21 protein-coding genes are annotated in these 21,480 nt (G+C 69.6%); 11 read left to right on the top strand and 10 right to left on the bottom strand.

Annotation, left to right across the window (positions count from 1 at the left end):
• The first annotated feature begins 537 nt into the window (after positions 1 to 537).
• Positions 538 to 1,182: an alpha-ketoglutarate-dependent dioxygenase AlkB gene (locus tag ACZ5BU_RS23430; protein WP_465702067.1), complete on the top strand. Its 645-nt coding sequence runs from the start codon at positions 538 to 540 to the stop codon at positions 1,180 to 1,182.
• Here the strand turns inward: ACZ5BU_RS23430 and ACZ5BU_RS23425 are convergent.
• Positions 1,175 to 1,609, bottom strand: a complete 435-nt coding sequence (locus ACZ5BU_RS23425) for a hypothetical protein (protein WP_465702065.1) — start codon at positions 1,607 to 1,609, stop codon at positions 1,175 to 1,177. The genes ACZ5BU_RS23430 and ACZ5BU_RS23425 overlap by 8 nt on opposite strands.
• A 120-nt stretch (positions 1,610 to 1,729) precedes the next feature.
• On the opposite strand from ACZ5BU_RS23425, the gene ACZ5BU_RS23420 reads away from it, so the two are divergent.
• The 3 genes from ACZ5BU_RS23420 (at position 1,730) to ACZ5BU_RS23410 (ending at position 4,837) form a co-directional block, all read left to right on the top strand.
• Positions 1,730 to 2,986 (top strand): MFS transporter, encoded by a 1,257-nt coding sequence (locus ACZ5BU_RS23420; protein WP_465702063.1) that lies wholly within the window; start codon positions 1,730 to 1,732, stop codon positions 2,984 to 2,986.
• Positions 2,986 to 3,624 (top strand): pyridoxamine 5'-phosphate oxidase family protein, encoded by a 639-nt coding sequence (locus tag ACZ5BU_RS23415; protein WP_465702061.1) that lies wholly within the window; start codon positions 2,986 to 2,988, stop codon positions 3,622 to 3,624. The genes ACZ5BU_RS23420 and ACZ5BU_RS23415 overlap by 1 nt, the downstream gene beginning before the upstream one ends.
• Before the next feature lie 79 nt (positions 3,625 to 3,703).
• Positions 3,704 to 4,837: a sensor histidine kinase gene (locus tag ACZ5BU_RS23410; protein WP_465702059.1), complete on the top strand. Its 1,134-nt coding sequence runs from the start codon at positions 3,704 to 3,706 to the stop codon at positions 4,835 to 4,837.
• A 6-nt stretch (positions 4,838 to 4,843) separates the two neighbouring features.
• Here ACZ5BU_RS23410 and ACZ5BU_RS23405 read toward each other — a convergent pair whose 3' ends face one another.
• The gene (locus ACZ5BU_RS23405) at positions 4,844 to 6,055 is read right to left on the bottom strand and encodes an alpha-hydroxy acid oxidase (protein ID WP_465702057.1); all 1,212 of its coding nucleotides are present in this window, start codon (positions 6,053 to 6,055) and stop codon (positions 4,844 to 4,846) included.
• Positions 6,056 to 6,102: 47 nt separating this feature from the next.
• On the opposite strand from ACZ5BU_RS23405, the gene ACZ5BU_RS23400 reads away from it, so the two are divergent.
• From ACZ5BU_RS23400 to ACZ5BU_RS23375, 6 genes are all read left to right on the top strand, one after another.
• Positions 6,103 to 6,810, top strand: coding sequence for a FadR/GntR family transcriptional regulator (locus ACZ5BU_RS23400; RefSeq protein ID WP_465702055.1), 708 nt, complete (start codon positions 6,103 to 6,105; stop codon positions 6,808 to 6,810).
• A gap of 65 nt (positions 6,811 to 6,875) precedes the next feature.
• On the top strand, positions 6,876 to 8,018 hold the full coding sequence (locus tag ACZ5BU_RS23395) for a sensor histidine kinase (protein WP_465702053.1): 1,143 nt from the start codon (positions 6,876 to 6,878) through the stop codon (positions 8,016 to 8,018).
• A complete protein-coding gene (locus ACZ5BU_RS23390) occupies positions 8,015 to 8,659 on the top strand; it encodes a response regulator (RefSeq protein ID WP_465702051.1) in 645 nt (214 codons plus the stop codon). Before ACZ5BU_RS23395 ends, ACZ5BU_RS23390 begins: the two co-directional genes overlap by 4 nt.
• A gap of 9 nt (positions 8,660 to 8,668) precedes the next feature.
• The gene (locus tag ACZ5BU_RS23385) at positions 8,669 to 9,334 is read left to right on the top strand and encodes a response regulator (protein ID WP_465702049.1); all 666 of its coding nucleotides are present in this window, start codon (positions 8,669 to 8,671) and stop codon (positions 9,332 to 9,334) included.
• Positions 9,335 to 9,410: 76 nt separating this feature from the next.
• Complete coding sequence (locus ACZ5BU_RS23380; RefSeq protein WP_465702047.1) at positions 9,411 to 10,307, top strand: ABC transporter ATP-binding protein; 897 nt, start codon at positions 9,411 to 9,413, stop codon at positions 10,305 to 10,307.
• On the top strand, positions 10,297 to 11,142 hold the full coding sequence (locus ACZ5BU_RS23375; RefSeq protein ID WP_465702044.1) for an ABC transporter permease: 846 nt from the start codon (positions 10,297 to 10,299) through the stop codon (positions 11,140 to 11,142). The genes ACZ5BU_RS23380 and ACZ5BU_RS23375 overlap by 11 nt, the downstream gene beginning before the upstream one ends.
• Here ACZ5BU_RS23375 and ACZ5BU_RS23370 read toward each other — a convergent pair.
• Genes ACZ5BU_RS23370 through ACZ5BU_RS23355 form a run of 4 tightly spaced genes read right to left on the bottom strand, consistent with a single transcriptional unit; the run spans position 11,135 to position 16,397 of the window.
• Positions 11,135 to 12,403, bottom strand: a complete 1,269-nt coding sequence (locus ACZ5BU_RS23370) for a glycoside hydrolase family 125 protein (RefSeq protein ID WP_465702042.1) — start codon at positions 12,401 to 12,403, stop codon at positions 11,135 to 11,137. The genes ACZ5BU_RS23375 and ACZ5BU_RS23370 overlap by 8 nt on opposite strands.
• Positions 12,404 to 12,411: 8 nt before the next feature.
• On the bottom strand, positions 12,412 to 13,620 hold the full coding sequence (locus tag ACZ5BU_RS23365) for an ROK family transcriptional regulator (RefSeq protein ID WP_465702040.1): 1,209 nt from the start codon (positions 13,618 to 13,620) through the stop codon (positions 12,412 to 12,414).
• The gene (locus ACZ5BU_RS23360; RefSeq protein ID WP_465702037.1) at positions 13,613 to 15,166 is read right to left on the bottom strand and encodes an alpha-amylase family protein; all 1,554 of its coding nucleotides are present in this window, start codon (positions 15,164 to 15,166) and stop codon (positions 13,613 to 13,615) included. Before ACZ5BU_RS23360 ends, ACZ5BU_RS23365 begins: the two co-directional genes overlap by 8 nt.
• Before the next feature lie 13 nt (positions 15,167 to 15,179).
• Positions 15,180 to 16,397: a cysteine desulfurase-like protein gene (locus ACZ5BU_RS23355; RefSeq protein ID WP_465702035.1), complete on the bottom strand. Its 1,218-nt coding sequence runs from the start codon at positions 16,395 to 16,397 to the stop codon at positions 15,180 to 15,182.
• Positions 16,398 to 16,497: 100 nt separating this feature from the next.
• Between ACZ5BU_RS23355 and ACZ5BU_RS23350 the strand changes: the two genes are divergently transcribed.
• Positions 16,498 to 17,454, top strand: coding sequence for a DMT family transporter (locus ACZ5BU_RS23350; RefSeq protein WP_465702033.1), 957 nt, complete (start codon positions 16,498 to 16,500; stop codon positions 17,452 to 17,454).
• 29 nt (positions 17,455 to 17,483) lie between these two features.
• On the opposite strand, the gene ACZ5BU_RS23345 is transcribed toward ACZ5BU_RS23350, so the two are convergent.
• Genes ACZ5BU_RS23345 through def form a run of 4 tightly spaced genes read right to left on the bottom strand, consistent with a single transcriptional unit; the run spans position 17,484 to position 21,332 of the window.
• Entirely contained in the window at positions 17,484 to 18,446 is a 963-nt protein-coding gene (locus tag ACZ5BU_RS23345) for a DMT family transporter (RefSeq protein WP_465702031.1), read from the bottom strand.
• Positions 18,443 to 19,858, bottom strand: a complete 1,416-nt coding sequence (locus tag ACZ5BU_RS23340) for an RsmB/NOP family class I SAM-dependent RNA methyltransferase (RefSeq protein ID WP_465702029.1) — start codon at positions 19,856 to 19,858, stop codon at positions 18,443 to 18,445. The genes ACZ5BU_RS23345 and ACZ5BU_RS23340 overlap by 4 nt, the downstream gene beginning before the upstream one ends.
• A complete protein-coding gene (gene fmt, locus ACZ5BU_RS23335) occupies positions 19,855 to 20,787 on the bottom strand; it encodes a methionyl-tRNA formyltransferase (RefSeq protein ID WP_465702027.1) in 933 nt (310 codons plus the stop codon). The genes ACZ5BU_RS23340 and fmt overlap by 4 nt, the downstream gene beginning before the upstream one ends.
• A complete protein-coding gene (gene def, locus ACZ5BU_RS23330) occupies positions 20,784 to 21,332 on the bottom strand; it encodes a peptide deformylase (RefSeq protein WP_465702025.1) in 549 nt (182 codons plus the stop codon). The genes fmt and def overlap by 4 nt, the downstream gene beginning before the upstream one ends.
• Between the last annotated feature and the right edge of the window lie 148 nt (positions 21,333 to 21,480).

Genomic DNA, 21,480 nt, shown 5'->3' with positions numbered 1-21,480 from the left:
AGCGCGAACGTGTCCCCGCTCTTCGTGGGCGGCGGAGGGGCGCGGTCACACCCCGGCGGGCCGCGAAGTACGCCGACGGGTGGCGATGCTCGCGGCGCCACGACGGCGCAGGGACGCAGGACGGCCCGACGGCTGCTCGTGGTTGACGGGAACGGCCGGGAGTCCGCGGTCGACTGCGGGTGGTGAGTGGCGGGACGTACGTCGCTTGAGGGGTCCGCGCCCCGCCCGCGGGTGTTCGCCCTGGCTGTTCGCGGCAGGTGTTCGCCGTCGCTGTTCGCGGCCGGTGCTCGCGGCGGCGCGTGGCAAGCAGGAGCTCGGGGGCGTCGGCGTGGTCGCTGCGGGGTCTTGCGCCGTGGGACGGCGCGTGCAGGTCGGTGTGGCCGGGTGGGCGGGCATCGGGGTGTCGGGTGGTCGAGGTGGGTTTGCGTGGGTGCGGTCGGGCGAGGTGGGGTGTGGCAGGGGCGGCTGGTCGGTCCGTGGTCGGGTTGGGGTGGAAATTGGGGGAACGTTTGTTCGAGTTTCGGGTAGGGTGGGGGGATGGGTGCTGAACTTCAGGGCTCGTTGCTGGGTGGGTTCGAGGATCCGGAACTGGGGTCGTTGGACGGGGTGACTCGGACCGAGCTGGGGCGTGGAGCCTGGGTCGATGTGTTGCCGGGGTGGTTGGGTGGCGCTGACGAGGTGTACGGGCGGTTGGCGCGGGAGGTGCCTTGGCAGGCTGAGCGGCGGCAGATGTACGACCGGGTGGTGGACGTTCCCCGGTTGTTGTGTTTCTACGGGGAGGACGCGCGGCTGCCGTTGCCGATCCTGGATGCGGCTCGGGAGCAGTTGAGTGCGCACTACGCGGACGAGCTGGGTGAGCCGTTCCGGACGGCGGGGTTGTGTTTCTATCGGGACGGCAAGGACAGCGTTGCCTGGCACGGGGACCGGATCGGGCGCGGGAACCACGAGGACACGATGGTGGCGATCCTTTCGGTCGGTGAGCCGCGGGTGCTGGCGCTTCGGCCGCGGCCTGGGTTCGGGGATTCGTCGGTGGGGTCGACGGTGCGGTATCCGTTGGGGCACGGGGACCTGATCGTCATGGGTGGGTCGTGTCAGCGGACGTGGGAGCACGCGATCCCGAAGGCGGCCGGGCATGTGGGGCCGCGGATCAGCATCCAGTTCCGCCCGCGGGGTGTCAGGTGAGGGCCGCGAGAGCAGGTTGGTGCACTCCGTCTTTGGTGGCTACGTAGAAGCCGAGGAGGCGCACGCCGGCGTCCTCGCACAGAGCGGTGGCAACCTTCGCACACTCCCCGTCGAGGTCGTCGGCGCTCGGAGGGTATGGTCGGCGACCGAGGGCGAGGATTACCGGGGCGTCGGGGCTGGTCTGGAGGCTGGGGATGATCGGCTCGAGGACGGCTCGGCAGAGTTCGGCCGGAGTGTGGGCGGGGAACCGCGGGAGTTTCACTGTCACGGTTGATCGGTAGCGGGCGTCGGGATGGCAGAGGATGACCGTGAGGGTGCCGAGGTGGCGGTCGCCGATGGAGACCATCAGATCGACCACGTTCGCGGCGGACGCGGGGTCGGTGAGAGGTTGGTCGGGCCAGGTCGAGGGCAGCTGTTCGAAGCTCATGCCTAAAAAGATGCCGCGTTCCGGAGCCGGATCCGGGTTATCCACAGACGAAAGTGGCCCATCATACATACTCGGAAATGGACCTCACATCTGGGCCGCAGGAGCCCTAGGCTCAACGACATGAGCAGCAGACTTGGGCAGATGCTTCCCCCCGCCGGCGCGCCGCGGGACCTCGCGATGGCGCAGTTGGCGAACTCGGTCGGCGACGGTGCGTTCGTCGTCACCTCGGCGTTGTTCTTCACCCGGGTCGTCGGGCTCTCGACCGCGGAGGTCGGGCTCGGGCTGACGATCGCGTGGCTGCTCGGCTTCCTGGCCGGCGTACCGCTCGGCAACCTCGCCGACCGCAAGGGCGCCCGCGGCACGGCAGTACTGCTCGCGCTCAGTACGGCGACCGCCGTGGCCTCGTTCCTCGTCGTTCGCAGCTTCGCGGGCTTCCTGGTCGCCGCGATCCTCTACGCCTGCAGCCAGACCGGCCTCACTGCGGCCCGGCAGGCCCTGCTGGCCGGGCTCGTGCAGCCGGAAGAGCGGACCAGGATCCGCGCCTTCCTCCAGTCCACGGTGAATGCAGGTCTCGCGGTCGGCGCGCTTCTCGGCGGTATCGCGCTGCGCTTCGACAGCAAAGCGGCATACCTGATCGTCTTCGGGATCGACGCGCTGAGCTTCCTGATCGCGGCGGCGCTGATCCGGCGGGTCCCGTCCATTGCAACCACGATCCGGATCAAGGGCGAACCGCGGTTGGCGGTTCTGCACGACCGCCCATACGCGGTACTCGCGCTGCTGAACGCGGTGATGCTGCTCTTCATGCCGCTGATCAGCCTGGTCGGACCGCTCTGGATCGTCACCCGTACGCAAGCGCCGAGCTGGGTCGTCGCGTCGCTGATGATCGTGAACACCATTGGCGTCGCGCTCTTCCAGGTCCGGATCGCCAAGGCTGTCAAGGATCTGCGGACCGCGGCCCGTTCCGTGCGGTACGCCGGACTGGCGATGCTGGCAGCATGCGCCGTGTTCGCGCTCACCGCGACCGACCTCGGGCCGGCCCCGACCGCCGCAGTACTCGTCGTGGCGGCCGCGCTGCTCACGCTCGGCGAGATGAAGCTGGCGTCCGGCGCCTGGGAGATCAGCTTCGGACTGGCGCCCGCGGACAAGCAGGGTCAGTACCAGGGCTTCTTCGGAACCGGCCCCGCGATCGCCCGGATGCTCGGGCCGGCGCTGCTCACCACGGTCATCCTCGGCTGGGGCCCGGTCGGCTGGCTGGTGGTCGGTGCACTGTTCCTGGGGACCAGTTGCGCGACTGGTCCCGCCGTACGATGGGCTGCGCGGACGAGGGCCGTCAACGAGGACGCCACGCCGTCGCTGGTAGAGGAGAGCGCCGCCTGATGGAGATTCCCGGACTGGTCGAGATCACTACGTACGACGAACTGCGTGAGGTCGTCCCGCAGCCGCTGGCCGCGGCCGCCGGCAAGACACGGAGAGAGCTGCACGAGCTGGACCTTCAGTGGCTGGCGGCCTCACCGTTCGTACTGATTGCCACCTCCGACGCGCAGGGCAACTGCGACGTCTCCCCCAAAGGCGACCCGGCCGGGTTCACCAAGATCTTCGACAGCACCACGATCGCCATCCCCGAGCGAGCCGGTAACCGGCGGGTGGACGGGTTCACGAACATCCTCTCCAATCCGCACGTCGGGCTGATCTACTTCATCCCCGGCCGCGGTGACACGCTGCGGATCAACGGCCGGGCGCGGATCATCAAGGAAGCGCCGTTCTTCGACGAGATGGTGGTCAAGGGCAACCGGCCGCAACTGGCGCTGCTGATCGAGATCGACGAGATCTTCCACCACTGCTCGAAGGCGTTCCTGCGCTCGCAGCTCTGGAAGCCGGAGACCTGGGAGCCCGACGCGATCCCGAGCCGGCCGCGGATCGCGAAGGCGCTGGAGCGTCAGGACGCCGACCTGGCCGAGCTGGAGGAGTACTACGGCGTCGCGTACGAAGAGAAGATCTACAAGGTCAAATACTGAACTACCACCGCGGGCGCAGACCGAAGTACTCCGTGGCGACGATGACACCCGCCCCGGCCGCCCTCTACGGTTCAGTAGTGTGACCCAACCTGTCGACGTCCCCGATCTCGGGGCCCGAGTGCGCCGCTACACGCTGCCGATCGTGCTGGCGGCGTTCTGCGTGGTCGGGACGTTCGGTGCGGCGCGCGGTCAGACCGACCGGCACCAGCCCGACGCGTTGATGGTCGTACTGGTGCTGATCGCGGCGCTCGCACTGTTCTGGCGCAACACTCACCCGGTCCCCGTGCTGTGGGTGATAGTCGGCGCGACGCTCTTCTACATGCTCCGCGAGTATCCGTGGGGCCCCGTAATCATCCCGTTCGTGATCGCGGTCTTCACCACGATCCGGCTCGGCCACCGACTAGCGGGCTGGGCCGGGCTGATCTCGCTGTACGTCGGCCACGTCGGCGGCCGCATCGTCCTCGGTCTCGGCCAGGACGGCATCTACCAGGTACTGCTCGTCGGCACGTGCTTCTGCGTCCTCGGTTTCCTGGCCGAGCTCTTCCGCGCGCACCGCGACCGCGTCATGGCGGCCGCGAGGACCCGCAAGGAGGAGGAGCTCCGCCGTGCCGGCGAGGAGCGTCTGCGGATCGCACAGGAACTCCACGACGTCGTCGCGCACCACATCTCGCTGATCAACGTGCAGGCATCCACCGCGCTGCACCTGGTCGACAGGCAACCCGAGCAGGCCGCTCCAGCGCTGTCAGCGATCAAGGACGCCAGCAAGGAAGCCTTGGTGGAGCTCCGCTCGATCGTCGGCATACTGCGGCAGTCCGACGAGACAGCGCCCCGCCAACCGGTCACCGGGCTCGACCAGCTGGACCACCTGATCAACCGGACGAAGAGAGCCGGGCTCGAGGTGCACAAGATCGTCCACGGCGATCCGCGGCCGCTACCCAGCGGCCTGGACCGCGCGGCGTTCCGCATCATCCAGGAGTCCTTGACGAACGTCGTACGGCACGCCAAGGCCACGTCCGCGACCGTCCGGATCCAGTACGGCGAGCAGGCGCTGGTACTGCAGATCGACGACAACGGAGAATCGCTGACCGCGCAGCCGAAGGAGGGCAACGGCATCTCCGGCATGCGCGAACGCGCGGCCGCACTCGGCGGCACGCTCACCGCGAACCGCACACCCACAGGCGGCCTGCGGATCACGGCGACGCTACCGCTGTAGGTTTCGTCAGGGCAGCTTGACGTGGGACGGGTTCAGCTCGGCGACGCTCGAGACGCCCAGTAGCGCCATGGTTCGCCGTACCTCCTTGGTCAGGATCTCCGCGGCGCGCGCCACCCCACGCTGCCCGCCGGCCATCAGGCCGTACAGGTACGCGCGACCGACCAGGCAGGCGTCCGCGCCGAGCGCGATCGCCGCGACCACGTCCGCGCCGGACATGATGCCCGTGTCGAGGTAGATCTCCGCGTCGCTGCCGATCGCCTTGCGGACGTCCGGGAGGATACGCAGCGGCGTCGGCGCGCGGTCCAGTTGCCGGCCGCCGTGGTTGGACAGTACGACCGCGTCGGCGCCGGCGTCGACGACCCGGCGGGCGTCGTCGACGGTCTGGATGCCCTTGACGATCAGCGGGCCGTCCCAGATCGAGCGCAGCCAGTTCAGGTCGTCGATCGTCATCGTCGGGTCGAACAGCTTGTCGAGCAACTCGGCTACGGTGCCTTGCCACGCGGACAGCGAGGCGAACGTCAGCGGGCGGGTGGTCAGGAGATTCGCCCACCAGGCCGGGTGCAGTGACGCGTCCAGGACCGTCTTCGCGGTGAGCGAGGGCGGGATCGTGAAGCCGTTGCGCACGTCGCGGAGCCGGGCGCCGGCGACCGGTACGTCGACGGTCAGCATCAGCGCCTCGAACCCGGCGGCGGCCGACCGCTTCACCAGGTCCTCACCGGCGTCGCGGTCCTTCCACACGTACAGCTGGAACCACTTGCGGGCGTTCGGTGCCGCGGCCGCGACGTCCTCGATCGAGGTGGTGCCCATCGTGGACAGCGCGTACGGGATGCCGATGTCCTCGGCGACCTTCACGACCGCGCTCTCGCCCTCGTGGTTCATCATCCGGGTGAAGCCGGTCGGCGCGAACGCGAACGGCAGCTCGGAGCGGCCGCCGAGGATCGACGTACCGAGGTCGATCTCGGACACGTCGCGCAGGATCGACGGCTGCAGCTCCAGCTCCGCGAACAGCCGGCGGGCGCGGCGCAGGCTGATCTCCGCCTCGGCGGCGCCGTCGGTGTAGTCGAAGACGGAGCGCGGCGTCCGGCGGCGGGCGATCGTCCGGAGGTCCGCGATCGTCAGCGCCTTCTCCAGCCGGCGGTCGGTCGGGTTCACCGTGATCGGCTTCGGCCGGAGCAGCGGCTTCAGCTCGGACCATTTGGGCATCTGGCGATCGGTCATGAGCACAACATATCGTGTGGTCCGACCACACAGATAGAGTCGTCCACATGAAGAACTACGAGCTGGTCCTGCACCGGGTCGAGGCCGATCTCGCGGCCGGGCGGCTGCGGATCGGCGGGCGGCTACCCGGAGAGCGGGCGCTCGCGGAACAGCTCGGGATCAGCCGTCCGTCGGTGCGCGAGGCGGTCCGGGTGCTGGAGGCGATGGGCGTCGTACGGACCGCGACCGGGTCCGGGCCGGAGGCCGGGGCGGTGATCGTGGCGGAGCCGGTGTCGCCGTTGACCGCCGTACTGCGGTTGCACCTGGCAACCAATCATCTGCCGATGGGCGATGTGGTCGAGACCCGGCTGCTGCTCGAGTCCTGGGCGGCGCGGGAGGCGGCGGCGCGGTCGCTCGACGAGGGCTCGCTCAAGGTCGCCGAGGAACTGCTGGACCGGATGGACGACAACGGGTTGTCGCCGGAGGAGTTCCATCTGCTCGACGCGGAGTTCCATGTCGCGTTGTCGAGGTTGGCGGGGAACGTGCTGATCGCTGCCGTGATGGCTTCGTTGCGGTCGGCGATTCATGGGTACGTGATGGCGGCGGTGCCCAATCTGCCGGACTGGGAGGGAACGGCGGTCGGGTTGCGGGCCGAACATCGGGCGATTCTCACAGCGGTGCGGGGTGGGGAGGCGGAGCGCGCGGCCGAACTGGTGACCGCGCACATCCGGGGGTTCTATCAGGCGGCGCACCTAGCGCCTTTCGGCGACGGATAGGCGGGGGCAAGGGGTTCGACTTTGGTTGGTGGTGGGGGTGGGACGGAGGCGCTTAGGCTCGGGGGATGGACGAGTTGTGCGTGCCGCGGCGGCCTCGGCGGTCTGTTGAGGTTCTGACTGTCGGCGCGATTGCGGTGCTGGTGGCGCTGACGATCATCGGGCGGCTGCCAGACCCGGAACACCGGAAGTTCCTGTGGCTGGACATCGTGATCGGGATCGTCTCGGTCGGCCTGCTGCCGCTGATGTTCCGGCGCCCGGTACAAGGGGCGATCGCGCTCGCCGTACTCGCCGCGCTCTCCCCCGCCGCCACGCCACCGTCGACCGCCGGCACGCTCAACGTCTCGTTCCGGCGTCCGCTCCGTACGGCGGTCCTGGTCGCGGGCGCCGGCACCGTCGCCCACCTGATTCAGGGCCTCTGGCAACCGATCCACGGCCTGCCGTACCTGTGGTACGCCGTCCTCGTGGTCGTGGTCCACGCCGGTCTGCTCGGCTGGGGCCAAGGCGTCCAAGCACGCCAGCAACTCCTCGAATCGCTACGTGAACGCGCCCGTCGCGCCGAGACCGAGCAGGGCCGCCGGGTCGCGGAGGCGCGGACCCTGGAGCGTACGAAGATGGCCGGCGAGATGCACGACGTACTGGCGCATCGCCTGTCGCTGCTCGCGACGTACGCCGGCGCGCTCGAGTACCGTCCGGACTCGTCCCCCGAGAAGCTGGCGAAGGCGGCCGGCGTGATCCGTACCGGCGTACACCAGGCGCTCGACGAGCTGCGCGAGGTGATCAACGTGTTGCGGGACGAGGATGTGTACGAGGCACGCCCGCAGCCGACGTTCGGCGACCTCCGGGCACTCGTCGACGAGTCCCGGGCGGCGGGGACCACGATCTCGTACGACGACCAGGTCGCGGACCCCACGTCGTTGCCCCCGGCAACCGGGCGGACGGCGTACCGGGTCGTACAGGAAGGGCTGACGAACGCCCGCAAGCATGCGGCCGGACATCCGGTGTCCCTGACGGTCACAGGCAGGCCCGGTGGCGGTTTGCGGATCGAGCTGACCAACCCGGCCGCGAACGGTACGCCGCTGGTGCCCGGCAGTGGGACCGGCCTCGTCGGGCTGACCGAGCGGGTCCAGCTCGCGGGCGGCACGCTGGACCACGGCAGGGAGCCCGGTGGCGTGTTCCGGCTCGAGGCCTCGCTACCGTGGCCCCCATGATCCGGGTACTCGTGGTGGACGACGACGCGTTGGTCAGGGCCAGCCTGGAGATGATGCTCGACGGCGCGAACGGGATCTCGGTCGTCGGGCAGGCCGCCGACGGGGACGAGGTACCGGCCGCCGTCGACGCGCACTTCCCGGACATCGTGCTGATGGACCTGCGGATGCCTCGAGTGGACGGCATCGTCGCGACCCGCCGGCTCCGGGCGCGGACCAATCCGCCCGAGGTCGTCGTACTCACGACCTTCGACACCGACGAGAACGTCCTGCACGCGCTCCGCGCCGGGGCCAGCGGGTTCCTGCTCAAGGACACTCCCCCGGCGCAGATCGTCGAGGCGGTACGGCGGGTCGCGGCCGGGGACCCGATCCTGTCGCCGGCGATCACCCGGCGGCTGATGGATCGCGCCGCCACGCAGGCCGATGCGCACACGACCGCCCAGCGGAAGCTGGAGCGGTTGTCGCCCCGGGAGTACGACGTGATGCTCGCGGTCGCGCAGGGCAAGGCGAACGCCGAGATCGCGACCGAGCTGTTCATGAGCCTCGCCACGGTGAAGGCGCACATCTCGCACATCCTCACCAAGCTGGAGCTCGGCAACCGTACGCAGGTCGCGCTGCTCGCCCATGACGCGGGGCTGGCATAGGCTCCCCGCATGATTCGGGTGCTGCTGGCGGACGATCAGGCGTTGGTACGGGCCGGGTTCCGGTCGCTGCTGAACTCCGAGGACGACATCACCGTTGTCGGTGAGGTCTCGGACGGTGCGGAGGCCGTTGTAGTGGCGCGCCGGGAGAAGCCCGACGTGGTGCTGATGGACATCCGGATGCCCGGTACGGACGGCCTGGAGGCGACCCGGCGGATCGGGGCCGACCCGGAGCTGGCCGACGTACATGTGGTGATCCTGACGACGTTCGACCTGGACGAGTACGTGTTCGAGGCGCTGCGCGTCGGGGCGAGCGGGTTCTTGGTGAAGGACACCGAACCGGTCGAGCTGCTGCAGGCGGTACGGGTGGTCGCGCGCGGGGATGCGCTGTTGTCGCCGGGGGTGACGCGGCGGCTGGTCGCGGAGTTCGCGTCGCGGTCGCGGCAACCGCATGCCAGCAAGGAACTCGACGTACTCACGGAACGCGAGCGGGAGATCGTCGCACTCGTCGGCGAAGGCCTGTCCAACGACGAGATCGCCGGACGGCTGGTGCTGAGCCCCGCGACGGCGAAGACCCACGTGAGCCGCGCGATGATCAAACTCGGCGTCCGCGACCGCGCCCAGCTGGTCGTGGTGGCCTACCAGACAGGCCTGGTCCGCCCGGGCTGGCTGGGCTGAGTACTCCCACGGCGGTAGGTGGGGTCACTCCCCCGAGGCGACGCGGTGGGCGGTCGCTGACCGGCACGCTCGAGGTATGGATGCGCTGGTTGAGGTCAGTGGGCTGACGAAGAGGTATGGCGACACCGTGGCGGTTGACGGTGTCGATCTGACGGTGCGGCCGGGCGAGGTGTACGGGTTCCTGGGTCCGAACGGTGCGGGCAAGACGACGACCCTGCGGATCCTCACCGGGCTGATCGCGCCGACGAGTGGGACGGTGCGAGTGCTGGGCGGGCGGCCCGGTGAGTCCGGCGTACTCCGGCGGACCGGGTCGATGATCGAGTCGCCGGCGTTCTACCCGTACCTGTCGGGGCTCGACAACCTTCGGCTGCTCGCGGAGTACGCCGGGGTGAAGCGGCAGCGGATCGACGAGGTGCTGGAGCTCGTCGACCTGGCGGATCGGGCGCAGGACCGGTTCTCGACGTACTCGCTCGGGATGAAGCAGCGCCTCGGCGTCGCCGCCGCGCTGTTGAAGGACCCGGAGCTGGTGATCCTCGACGAGCCGACGAACGGCCTCGACCCGGCCGGGATGCGCGACATGCGGCGGCTGATCCGCGAGCTCGGTACCGGCGGGCGGACCGTACTGCTGTCCAGCCACCTGCTCGGCGAGGTGCAGCAGATCTGCGACCGGGTCGGCATCATCAACGCCGGCCGGATGGTCGCCGAGCACAACGTCGGCGACCTGCGCGGCGAGCAGGAACTAGTCGTCCGGGCCGTCCCGAAGCAGGAGGCGCAGACGCTGCTCGCACGATTCGGAGCGGTTCATCAGTACGACGACACGCTCCGGCTGCAGGTCGATCCGCAGCGGGCCGCCGAGGTGAACCGTGCCCTCGTCGAGGCCGGCATCGAGGTGTCCGAACTGCACGTCACCGAACGCGCCCTCGAGGACATCTTCTTCCAACTCACCAGCGAGGAGAAGGCCGATGTTGGGTAGCTACCGCGCCGAGATCCTCAAGTTGCGCAAGCGATCCGCCGTGTGGGTGCTGTTCGGGGCCGGCCTCGTGCTGAGCCTGATCTTCGGGTACTTGTTGCCGTACCTCGCGTACACGACCGGCGACGACTCCCCGAGTACGGCCGGCGTACCGCGTGCCCAGGTCCTCCGCGGGATGCTCCCCGAACGAGTCATCGACAACACGATCGGCGGCTACCCGATCTTCGCCGGCGCGCTCGCCCTGGTCCTCGGCGCGATCGTGATCGGCGGCGAGTACTCCTGGGGAACCCTGAAGACCGTCCTCACCCAACGCCCGAGCCGGCTGACGATCCTCGGCGCGCAATTCCTTGCCCTAGGCACCATGATCGCGTTCTGGGTGCTCGGCATCTTCACGGCCTGCGCACTCTGCAGCATCGGCATCGCGGCCGCGGAGAACGGCGCCACCAACTGGCCGAGCCTCGGCGACCTCCTCCAAGGTCTGGCCGGCGGTTGGTTGGTACTGATGATGTGGTGCCTGGCCGGTGCCGTCCTAGCCGTTGCCTTCCGCAACGTCGCGCTACCGATCGGCCTCGGCGTCGTCTGGATCCTCGGCATCGAGACCCTGCTCGCCGGAGTAGTCAGCAGTCTCCTCCCGAGCCTGAAGTGGCTCGCCAACCTCCTCCCCGGCACGAACGCCGGCTCCCTCGTCTTCAGCGTGACCGGCATGGCCACCTCCGACGCCCCACCCGGCGTACGCGACGCCGTCAGCGGCGGCCGCGCCCTACTGACCCTCCTCGCCTACTGCACAGCCTTCACCGCCCTAGCCGCCTGGACGACCCGCCGCCGCGACGTCACCTGATGCCGGCGTGGGTCAGGGCCAGTTCGCAGAACATGGCGTTGGCCCAGGAGAACCATTCGCGGGTGTACTTGCGCGGGTCGTCGACGTCGAAGCCTTCGTGCATCTGGCCGGTGCCGCCGGTGGTGTCGCGGAGGAGTTCGAGGAGGTGCTGGCGTTCTTCGGCGGACGTGCTCGAGATGCCTTGGACGGCCAGGGCGATGTGCCAGATGTAGCGGGGTGGGGTGTGCGGGCTGCCGATGCCCGCGGCCGCGTTGCCGCTGTAGTAGTACGGGTTGTCAGGGCTGAGCAGCAGAGAACGCGTCGCGAGGTACGTCGGGTCGTCGGCCGCGGCGTACCCGGTCAGCGGGATCGACAGCAGGCTCGGCATGTTGGCGTCGTCCATCAGCAACGCCTCCCCCAGCCCGTCGACCTCGTACGCGTACACCCGCCCGTGGACCGGATGGTCGACCGTGCCGAACGTGGCGATCCCCTCGTCGATCTCGGCCTTCAAAGCCTTCGCGCGGTCGGCCAGCGGCTCGTCTCGCAGTACCTCGGTCGCGATCTCCTGCAGGTACCCGAGCACCACCGAGGCGAACATGTTGCCCGGCACGTTGAAGCCCAGTTCGGTCGCGTCGTCGCTCGGCCGGAACGCGCTCCACGACATCCCCGTCGGCTTCGTCAGCCGGCCGCGGCCGTCCCGGACCAGCGTGTCGGAGTCGCGGTCGTCGTGCCGCTGGAACCGGTACGACGAATTCGCCTCGTGGTCCTGCTCCACCGTCCACAGCTCGACGATCGCCTCCGCCGCAGCCCGGTATCGGTTGTCGATCACGTCCGTACGCCCGGTGATCCGCCACAGCCGGTACGCCAGCTCGAGCGGGAAGCACAGCGAGTCGATCTCGTACTTGCGTTCCCACACCCACGGCGACATCTCGGTCTCGTCGTCGACGTGCCCCCAGCCGTTCGCCTCCTTGTTGAAGGCGTTCGCGTACGGGTCGAGTACGACGTACTCGAGCTGGCGGTGCAGCACGCCGATCAGGACCTCCTGCAGCCCCGGATCGTCCTTGCACAGCAGCAGGTACGGGCGCAGCTGGGCGGCGGAGTCGCGCAGCCACATCGCCGGGATGTCGCCGGTGAGCACGAACGTCGTCCCGTCCGGCAGCCGCTCGGCGACCGCGGGCAGGTTCTCGGCCATCGAACGCCGGAACATCTCTGCGATCACGTCGTCGCCGCTGGCCGTCCGAACAGCGGCCGTCGCGCGGGCGAGGACCTCGGGGTCGATCATCAACACATCTACCTTTCACCGACGAGACCGGGGTTGAAGGTCCGGTCCAGGACCAGGGTGGCGGCGCCGATCGCGCCGACATCGGCGCCGAGCGCGGTATCGGTGACGTCGAACGGATGCACCGCCTGCACCAGGAACCGGCCGTTCAAAGCCTCGCGTACGGCGTCGTTCAGGACCGGCGCGAGTTGTTCCCAGTGCGGACCACCGAAGACCACGCGGTCGAGGTCGAGGAGGTTCGCGATGTCCTCGACCACCTTGGCGATCCGAGCCGCCAGCGTGGTCAGGATGTCCCGGGCCGCACCCGGTTCACCGCCGAGCGCGCACAGTTCGGCGAAGGCGGCTTCCACCGCGAGCCGGTCGTCGAGATCGATGCCTTCGGCAAGTACGCCGGCCCGCACCGCCTGCTGTACCAGGTACCGCGGCTGGCTGGCCTCGCCGACGCAGCCGCGCCGTCCGCAGTAGCAGACCGGCCCGTCGGGGTCGACGACCACGTGACCGATCTCGCCGACGTTGCTGGACGCGCCGCGGACCACCTCGTCGCCGATCACCAGCCCGGCGCCGACGCCCGTACCGAGGTAGAAGAACACGAAGCTCCCGCCCTGCCCGGCCCACTTCTCCGCGGACGCGGCAGCGGTCACGTCCTTGTCGAGGATGATCGACAGACCGGTGCGCTCCTGCAGCTGGTCGCGCAGCGGTACGAGGTGCCAGGTCGAGAGGTTCGGCGGGTCGACGACCACGCCGCGCTCGACGTCGATCGGGCCGGGCGCGGCGATGCCCACACCGGTGACCCGATCGCGGGGTGCGCCCGACGAGGCGATCACTTCCTCGATCGTCTTCGCGATGCCGTCGATCAGCAGGTCGGGGTCGTCGGCGTACTGGTCGACCGGCCGCCGGGCGATCACCTCGCCGGTCAGGTCGAGCAGTACGACGGTGACGACGGACGGGTCGAGGTGGACGCCGACGGCGTACTGGCCGGTGGGTTCGAGTTCGAGCAGAGTACGTGGTTTGCCGAGGCCGGCGCCGCGCAGCCGGCCGGCCTCACGGACCAGGCCGGCGTCGAGGAGGCGGCGCGCGATGTTCGAGATCGCCTGCCCGGACAGGCCGGTCGCCTCGGCGAGTTCGACCCGGCTGAGCTGGTCGCTGCGGCGGATCGCGTCCAGGACGACGGCGTCGTTGAACCCGCCGACCCGATCCAGGTTCGTTCCTCGTCTAGCCATTCGGGTCCGCACCCCACGGCCGCGACCAGTTGTACTCGACCGTCCGGCCGCCCGCTCGCCACTCGTTGGGCGTGGTGTTGAACAGCCAGTCCGTCGGCTCGATGCCGCCGGGTTCTCCGCCGTCGAGGGCGAGCCGGATCCCGGCGCGGAGGTCGCGGTCCGTCTCGGCGGTCCTCGCGGACGGATCGATCGACAGGAACAGCGCCGTACCGGACCGCGCGATCAGATCGAGGAAGCGGGTGTTCAGCTCCCACGGCGTCTGCGGGGTGCACGGGACGCAGTCCGCGTCGACGGTGAAGAAGCGGTTGTGCTGCGGGAGACGGAACGCGAGCGTGTTCACGCCCATCTTCCTGGTCCGCTCCCAGTCCCGGCCGGACGTGTCGTCCCCGGTCCGCTGAACGTCGACCAGGCCGGCGGCGAGGTGGCCGACGGTATTGCAGCCGATCAGCAGCAGGTCCTGGGCGGCGGTGCGGATCTCGCGGTACAGGTCGAGGATGATCTCGGCGGTGGTGCGGGTCGGGTCGTGGAACTGCCAGTCGTCAGCAGTCAGTCGCAAGCCCATGGCGGGACCGAAGTTGCCGAAGATGTCGTAGGTGCTGAAGTCGTGCTTCACGAGCTCGAAACCCCAGGACCGGAACCGCTGGAGATCGGAGCGTAGGTCGTCGATTACCTGGGGGTGAGTGGGGTCAAGGGCGCGGCCTGGTTTGTCGTGCGGCACCTTCGAAGCCAGCGCCGACGGCTCGCGGACCAGGAGAGGCCGGAACCACAGGCCGGGTCGCGCGCCGATCGACTTGATCGCGGCCGCCGTACCGGCCAGGTCGTCGAAGACGCCAGGGATACCGCGGTCCCAGGGGCCGCCGGAGCAGACGCCGCCCGGGTACCAGCCGTCGTCGACGACGCTGAACGGCTTCACCGGATGCCCGTCGGCGAGCTCGACGATCGTGGCGGCGTCCTTCAGGACCGCCTTCTCGTCGAAGTTCTCGCCGTACGCGTAATACCAGTTGTTGGCACCAACGACAGGCCCGGCTACCGGCGCGGGCTCAGGTCGCGCCGGTAGCCGGGTGCTCATGGAGGCGACCGCTGCGTTCAGGGTCTGCCAGGGAGTGCCCGCGTCGTCGAATCGTCGCACGACTGCTGCTGTCAGCGTACGTCCCTCCAGGTGAACGGGACCGCCACCGTTGCGCAGGTCGAGCCAGAGCGTGTACCCGTCGCCGTCGACCGTCCACGCGCAGAACGCGTTCGGCTGTACGTCGACGCCTGCACCGAACGTCCCCGCGCTCGAGTGGACGAGGAAGTACCAGGGCAGCAGCCGCTCGGGCTGCAGGTGTCGCCACTGGAGGTCGCCGTACGAGCGCTCCCAGGCGTCACCGAGGATCAGCGCATCGGCCGGTAGCTTCTCCGACCAGCGCAGCGCGACCCGGGAGATGCGTTGGGCAGTCACCTCGACGGTGCCGTCGTTCCAGGTGATCTCGGCGCCCGCGCGGGACGGGGTGACCAATCCGTCCGAGGGGTCCGTCTGGACGAAGAAGGCGCTGGGTTCTCTCATTTCCCCAGAGACTTTAGTTAGTGCCTCTCGAACCGGTCAAGGCGGATACCGCGGCCACGAGACGGTCGACATCCGCCTGATCGTTGTACGGCGCGAGGCCCGCGCGGACCGCGCCGGCCGGACCGAGGCCGAGGTGCTTCGCCGGCTCGTAGGCGTAGAACGAACCCGCCGGGGCGTTCACATTCTCCCTGGCCAGGTGCTCCGCGACGGCCGCCGGCGTATGGCCGTCGAGCGTGAACAGGAGGGTCGGCGTACGGTGCGCGGCGTGACCGTGGAGCGTGATCCCGGGGATCGCGGCAAGGCGGGCCTCCAAGTCGTGACGGAGCGCGTCCTCGTACTGCTCGACCAGGTGGAGCGAGGAGACCAGGCGTTCGCGGCGGGTGCTGCCGGAGCCGCCGAGGCCGGCGATGAAGTCGACCGCGGCCGTCGTGCCGGCGAGCAACTCGTACGGCAGCGTGCCGAACTCGAACCGCTCGGGTACCGCGTCCGTCGACGGCAGGAGCTTGTCGGGCTTCAGCGTCTCGAGCAGCTCCGGCGCGGCGGTCAGCGCACCGAGATGCGGGCCGAAGAACTTGTACGGCGAGCAGACGTAGAAGTCGGCGTACCGCGTGTCGACCGGCGCGTGCGCGGTCAGGTGCACGCCGTCGACGTAGATCAGCGCACCGGCCGCGTGAACCTGGTCGGCGATCTTCTGCGTGTCGGGACGCGTCCCGAGGAGGTTGGAGGCGGCCGTGACCGCGACCAGGCGGGTGCGGTCCGTCAGGAGCGGCGCGATGTCGTCGAGCTCGGAGGTCGCCGGGTCGAAGCTCAGCCACTTGAGGGTGGCACCCACGGCCTCGGCGGCCTGCACCCACGGACGGACGTTCGCGTCATGGTCGAGGCAGGTGACGATCACCTCGTCGCCCGGCTTCCAGGTCTTTGCGAGCGTCCGGGAGAAGTCGTACGTGAGCTGGGTCATGCTACGGCCGAACACGATGCCCTGGGCGGTGGTGCCGAGCAGGTCGGCCACTGCCTCGCGGGCGTTCACGACAGTCTCGTCGGCGCGACGCTCGGCGGGGGTCAGTTGCCCGCGGTTCGCGAGCGCCGACGTCATGGTCCGCGCGACCGCGTCGGCGACGGCTTGCGGAGTCTGCGAACCGCCCGGCCCGTCGAAGTGCGCGGCACCCTCGTCGAGCGCGGGGAACTGCTTGCGGACGGCCACGACGTCAAAGGCAGGGTCATAGGAACTCATGCGCGTCATCCTCCCTCGCTGCTGACATTCTTTGCCAGCATCTGCCCGAATACGGATAAAAATGCGCAAACTGTCCGCCAGGTAGTGCAGGATGCCAGGAGTGACCACGGTAACGACTCCTGACACCGCACCTGTGCGGGCCTGGCTTCCCACGATGATCGCGCTCGCGGCGATCTGGGGCTGCAGCTTCCTGTTCATCTCGGTCGGCGTCCGCGAGCTGCCGCCGCTCTACCTGGCGTTCGGCCGGGTGCTGGCCGGTTCCGTCGTACTGCTCACGATCCTGATCGTGAAGCGCGAGCCGCTGCCGCGGGACCCGCGGTTGTGGGCGCACTCGTTCGTGGTCGGCGCGATCGGTTCGGCGATCCCGTGGACCCTGTTCGGGTACGGCGAGGAGCGGATCCCGTCGCTGCTGGCCGGGATCTGGAACGGCATCACGCCGCTGATCGTGCTGCCGATCGCGGTGCTGATCTTCCGGACCGAGAAGTTCTCGGCGCAGCGCGGGTTCGGGTTGCTGATCGGGTTCCTCGGGATGCTCGTCGTGCTCGGCGCGTGGCGCGTGCAGGGGGGCGCGGACCTCGTCGGGCAGGGGCTGTGCATGCTGGCCGCGTTCTTCTACGGACTCGCGATCCCTTACCAGAAACGGTTCCTGGCCGGTACCTCGTTGTCCGGCACGGCGCTGTCCACCGCGTTGTTGCTCTGCGCAACGGTTCAGCTGGCCGTCGTTGCACCGCTGGTCACCGGGCAGGCACCGCCCGCGCCGTGGTCACTGTCGCTGAAGGTGGTGCTGAGCGTGGTCGCGCTCGGTGCGCTGGGCAGTGGGCTCGCGTTCGTACTCAACATGCGCAACATCCGGCTGATCGGTGCAAGCCGCTCGTCGATGGTCACGTACCTGATGCCGGTGTTCTCGATCGTGGTCGGTGTGATCGTGCTCCACGAACACGTCACCTGGTACCAACCGGTCGGCGGCCTGATCGTCCTCCTCGGCGTCGCCGTCTCCCAGGGCCTCTTCACCGGCCTCCGTCGGAAGCCGGCTGTCCCGGCGCCGGCGGTTACCTGAGGGCAGTTGGTGAGTGGTGGGGATCCGCGCTACCCGCGACGCAGATTCGGCACCGCCGCGACGACGACTGCAGCGAGCGCGAGCAGCGTGCCGGCGACGACGGGGGCCGTGATCGGCTTGTCGGCGACCGGGACGAAGATGTCGATGAACAGGCTCGCGATCAGCTGACCGGCGATCGTGCCGAGGCCCAGGACGAAGACGCCGACCACCCGGACGACGGCTGCTGCGGCACTGATGAAGATCACGCCGCACGTGCCACCGAAGTACAGCCAGGGCTCGCTCGGCAGGTGCTTCGGCGCGCCGCGGAACGCCAGGTCGACGGCGAAGACGAGCAGCAGCGCGAGGAAGCCGACGAGGAAGTTCACCACGCCGGCCGCGACCGCGCCGTACGCATCGATCGACGCTGTCCGGGCGACCCGGCCGTTGATGGCCTGCTGTACGGCGCTGCCGACCCCGGCGACGGCGGGCAGGATCGCGAGCAGCAGGCCGTCGGGGTGACCGAGCTGGTCCGACACCGCGAGACCGACCGCGACGAGCGCGATCGCGGCGCCGACGATCCGGACCGCGGTGAGCGGCTGCGGACCGGCCGGGCCGAAGCCGAGGCGGTCGACGACCAGGCTGCTGATCGCCTGACCCGCGACGCCCGCAACCAGGAACACCGCGACGCCGATCACCGAGACCGTGATCGACTGCGTCGCGACGAGGAACGCGCCGGCGACTCCGCCGAGGCATTGCCACCAGCGCAGGCCGCCGTACCCGCGCATCGGCACGCGGATCTGGCGCCAGACGTTGGCCAGTCCGCGCCGGACGCCTGGCACCAGGGCGGTGATGACGAGCAGCACGAACAGGCCGGTACCGAACGAGATCAGCGCCGCGGGGATCCCGTCGCCGAGCAGGCCGCCGAGTTCGCCGTTGATCCTGGACTGGATCGCGACCAGCATCCCGATCCCGAACGCCGACGTCAGCCCGACGAGGTGATGATTCCGGCTCATCGGAGCGGAGCGCGCCGGATCAGCGCCAGGTACATCGCGTCGGTGCCATGGAGGTGCGGCCAGAGCTGTACGTCGGGCCCGTCGCCGAGGTCCGGTACGCCGGGGAACAGCGCGCGGGCGTCCTCGAGGGTCGCGTCGTCGCGTCGTGCCAGTACGGCGTCGACGACGGCGCGGGTCTCGTCCGGGTGCGGGGAGCAGGTCACGTACGCGACGACACCGCCCGGCCGGACCGAGGTGATCGCGGAGTCGAGCAGGGCCTCCTGAAGCGGACGGAGGTCCTCCACGTCTTCCGGCGTACGACGCCAGCGCGCCTCAGGTCGACGCCGGAGCGCACCGAGACCGCTGCACGGGACGTCCGCCAGCACCCGGTCGAACGAGCCCGCCGGCCAGGTCGGCTTCGTACCGTCCCCGACGAGCACCTTGTGGTCGCCCGGGATCGCCCGCAGGTTCTGCCGTACGAGCTCGGCACGGTGCTTGAGCGGCTCCACGGCAGTCAGCCGGCCGTCCTGGACGAGCGACGCGAGCAGCGCGGACTTGCCGCCCGGTCCCGCACACAGATCCAGCCAGTTCGCGTCGTCGCCATCCACCTTCGCCGAGGCCAACGCAAGGGCCACCAACTGAGACCCTTCGTCCTGCACCCCGGCCCGCCCGGCCGCAACAGCCGCGATCCGCCCCGGATCTCCACCACCCTCGAGCACAGCTCCGTACGGCGACCACCTCGCCGGAACCGCCCCCGCCGCCACCAACTCGTCCACATCCGACAACCCGGGTCGAGCCACCAGCGTCACCCGAGGAGGCTCGTTGTCGGCAACCAGCAACCGCTCCAGCTCATTCGCGGCCTCACCCGGCGGGGCGGCGCCCGGCCCATCGGCGAGTGCACGATCGAAGGCTTCGATCACCCAGCGGGGGTGGGCTTCGGCGATTGCCAGGTGGCCCAGGGGGTCGTCCTGCCAGCTCGGGGCGACGGTGGTGATCCATTGCGCGAGGGTGCGCTGGCTGATCTTGCGGAGTACCGCGTTGACCAGGCCGGTGCGTTTCTGGCCCAGCTCGGAGCGGGTGAGGGTGACCATCTCGGACACGGCAGCGTACGAGTCCACGCGCATGTTCAGTAGCTGGTGGGAGCCGAGGCGGAGCATGTCGAGGACTTCGGGATCGAGCTCGCCGAGCGGGCGCGAGACGCAGCGCGCGAGGCAGGCGTCGTACGTACCCTGCCAGCGCAGTGTCCCGTGGACCAGCTCCGTGCAGAACGCGGCGTCGCGCCCGGACAGCCGCGAGTCGCGGAGTGCCTTGTTCAGTGCGAGGTTCGCGTAGCCGCCTTCCGCGGTGACCTGGCGGATTACCCGGTACGCGACCTGCCGTACCCGGTCCGCCCCGCGCTGCGGCCCACGATTACGCGGCGAACGATCACTCACGCCGAAAGCCCCAGGACATCCTCGTCGGTCAACCGCACACCGCGCGCCCAGTCCGCCGCCGCCATCGGCTTCTTGCCCTGCGGCTGCACCGTCACCAGCTCGACCGCCTTGCTGCCGGTGCCGACCTTCACGGTGGACTTGGTCGCCTGCAGTTCGCCGGGCTTGAGTTCGTCGGCGGTCAGCCGTACGGCGAGCACCTTCAGCCGCTCGCCCCGGAACGTCGTCCACGCCCCCGGCGCCGGGTTGCACCCGCGTACCAGCCGGTCGACCCGCTGCGCCGGCGCCGCCAGATCCAGCTCGGCGTCCTCGACGGTGATCTTCGGTGCCAGCGTCACCCCGTCGGTAGGCTGCTCACGCGCCTCGAGCACCCCCGCCTCGATCCCGTCGAGCGTGTCAACGAGCAGCTTCGAACCCGACACCGCCAGTCGGTGCAGCAGGTCGCCGGACGTGTCCTCAGGTCCGATCGGCTCGGTGAGTACGCCGTACACCGGGCCGGCGTCGAGCGCCTTCACGATCCGGAACGTACTCGCACCGGTCACGTCGTCACCGGAGATGATCGAGTGCTGTACCGGCGCCGCGCCCCGCCAGGCGGGCAGCACCGAGAAGTGCAGGTTGACCCAGCCGTGCTCCGGGATGTCCAGCGCCGCCTGCGGCAGCAGGCCGCCGTACGCCACGACCGGGCAGCAGTCCGGCGCGATCTCCCGCAGCCGCGCCAGGAACTCCGGATCGCTCGGCTTCACCGGCTTCAGGATCTCGATCCCACCGAGCTCCTCGGCGTATTGCGCGACCGGCGACGCAACCAGCTTCCGCCCCCGCCCCGCGGGCGCGTCCGGCCGGGTCACGACGCCGACCAGTTCGTGGCGGCTGGCAACGATCGCCTCGAGCGCGGTGACAGCAGGTTCCGGCGTACCGGCGAAGACGACTCTCACAGACCGAATCCGTTCGTGGGGTGGGGCGAGACCTTGATCTGAGGTGGGCCGGCCAGGCCGGACCATTCGGCTTCGCGGATCGCCTTCATCGCGGCTTTGCGGGTCTCCCGGTCGAGCCGGTCGACGAACAGGATGCCGTCGAGGTGGTCGGTCTCGTGCTGGATGCAGCGCGCCAGCAGGTCGGAGCCCTCGATCACCACCGGGTCGCCGTACATGTTGAAGCCCTTGGCGATCACCGACTCGGCGCGGCGGCAGTCGAACGTCAGGCCGGGGATCGACAGGCAGCCCTCGGGGCCGAACTGCTCCTCCGGCGACAGCGTCAGCTCCGGGTTGATCAGGTGTCCGAGCTCGCCCTCGATGTGGTACGTGAACACCCGCAGGCCGACGCCGATCTGCGGCGCGGCCAGGCCGGAGCCGGGCGCGTCCTGCATGGTGTCGGTGAGGTCCGCGACCAGGCGGCGCAGCTCGGCGTCGAAGTCGACGACCGGGTCGGCCTTGGTGATCAGCACGGGGTCGCCGAACAGGCGGATGGGTTGGACCGACACAGACTCTCCACAGCGCTTCACGGACCTGGACCGGAACAGTTTAGTTGGCCGGTGAGATGGCCGGTGAGATGGCCGGTGCGGTGGATTCCGGTGCGAGGCCCCCTCCCGTTCGTTGCCATAAGCACGTACTGTGGTCTCAGGCGTACCT

Source organism: Kribbella sp. NPDC031520 (assembly GCF_055580825.1).
The sequence above is the reverse complement of the archived record's forward strand: the minus strand, read 5'-3'. Positions and strand labels throughout refer to the sequence as shown.

Bases quoted from the DNA above. Each gene is read 5' to 3' on its own strand.
- ACZ5BU_RS23430 (WP_465702067.1), top strand. From the start codon at position 538: ATGGGTGCTGAACTTCAGGGCTCGTTGCTGGGTGGGTTCGAGGATCCG.
- ACZ5BU_RS23425 (WP_465702065.1), bottom strand. From the start codon at position 1,609: ATGAGCTTCGAACAGCTGCCCTCGACCTGGCCCGACCAACCTCTCACC.
- ACZ5BU_RS23420 (WP_465702063.1), top strand. From the start codon at position 1,730: ATGAGCAGCAGACTTGGGCAGATGCTTCCCCCCGCCGGCGCGCCGCGG.
- ACZ5BU_RS23415 (WP_465702061.1), top strand. From the start codon at position 2,986: ATGGAGATTCCCGGACTGGTCGAGATCACTACGTACGACGAACTGCGT.
- ACZ5BU_RS23405 (WP_465702057.1), bottom strand. From the start codon at position 6,055: ATGACCGATCGCCAGATGCCCAAATGGTCCGAGCTGAAGCCGCTGCTC.
- ACZ5BU_RS23400 (WP_465702055.1), top strand. From the start codon at position 6,103: ATGAAGAACTACGAGCTGGTCCTGCACCGGGTCGAGGCCGATCTCGCG.
- ACZ5BU_RS23395 (WP_465702053.1), top strand. From the start codon at position 6,876: ATGGACGAGTTGTGCGTGCCGCGGCGGCCTCGGCGGTCTGTTGAGGTT.
- ACZ5BU_RS23390 (WP_465702051.1), top strand. From the start codon at position 8,015: ATGATCCGGGTACTCGTGGTGGACGACGACGCGTTGGTCAGGGCCAGC.
- ACZ5BU_RS23385 (WP_465702049.1), top strand. From the start codon at position 8,669: ATGATTCGGGTGCTGCTGGCGGACGATCAGGCGTTGGTACGGGCCGGG.
- ACZ5BU_RS23380 (WP_465702047.1), top strand. From the start codon at position 9,411: ATGGATGCGCTGGTTGAGGTCAGTGGGCTGACGAAGAGGTATGGCGAC.
- ACZ5BU_RS23375 (WP_465702044.1), top strand. From the start codon at position 10,297: ATGTTGGGTAGCTACCGCGCCGAGATCCTCAAGTTGCGCAAGCGATCC.
- ACZ5BU_RS23370 (WP_465702042.1), bottom strand. From the start codon at position 12,403: ATGATCGACCCCGAGGTCCTCGCCCGCGCGACGGCCGCTGTTCGGACG.
- ACZ5BU_RS23365 (WP_465702040.1), bottom strand. From the start codon at position 13,620: ATGGCTAGACGAGGAACGAACCTGGATCGGGTCGGCGGGTTCAACGAC.
- ACZ5BU_RS23360 (WP_465702037.1), bottom strand. From the start codon at position 15,166: ATGAGAGAACCCAGCGCCTTCTTCGTCCAGACGGACCCCTCGGACGGA.
- ACZ5BU_RS23355 (WP_465702035.1), bottom strand. From the start codon at position 16,397: ATGAGTTCCTATGACCCTGCCTTTGACGTCGTGGCCGTCCGCAAGCAG.
- ACZ5BU_RS23345 (WP_465702031.1), bottom strand. From the start codon at position 18,446: ATGAGCCGGAATCATCACCTCGTCGGGCTGACGTCGGCGTTCGGGATC.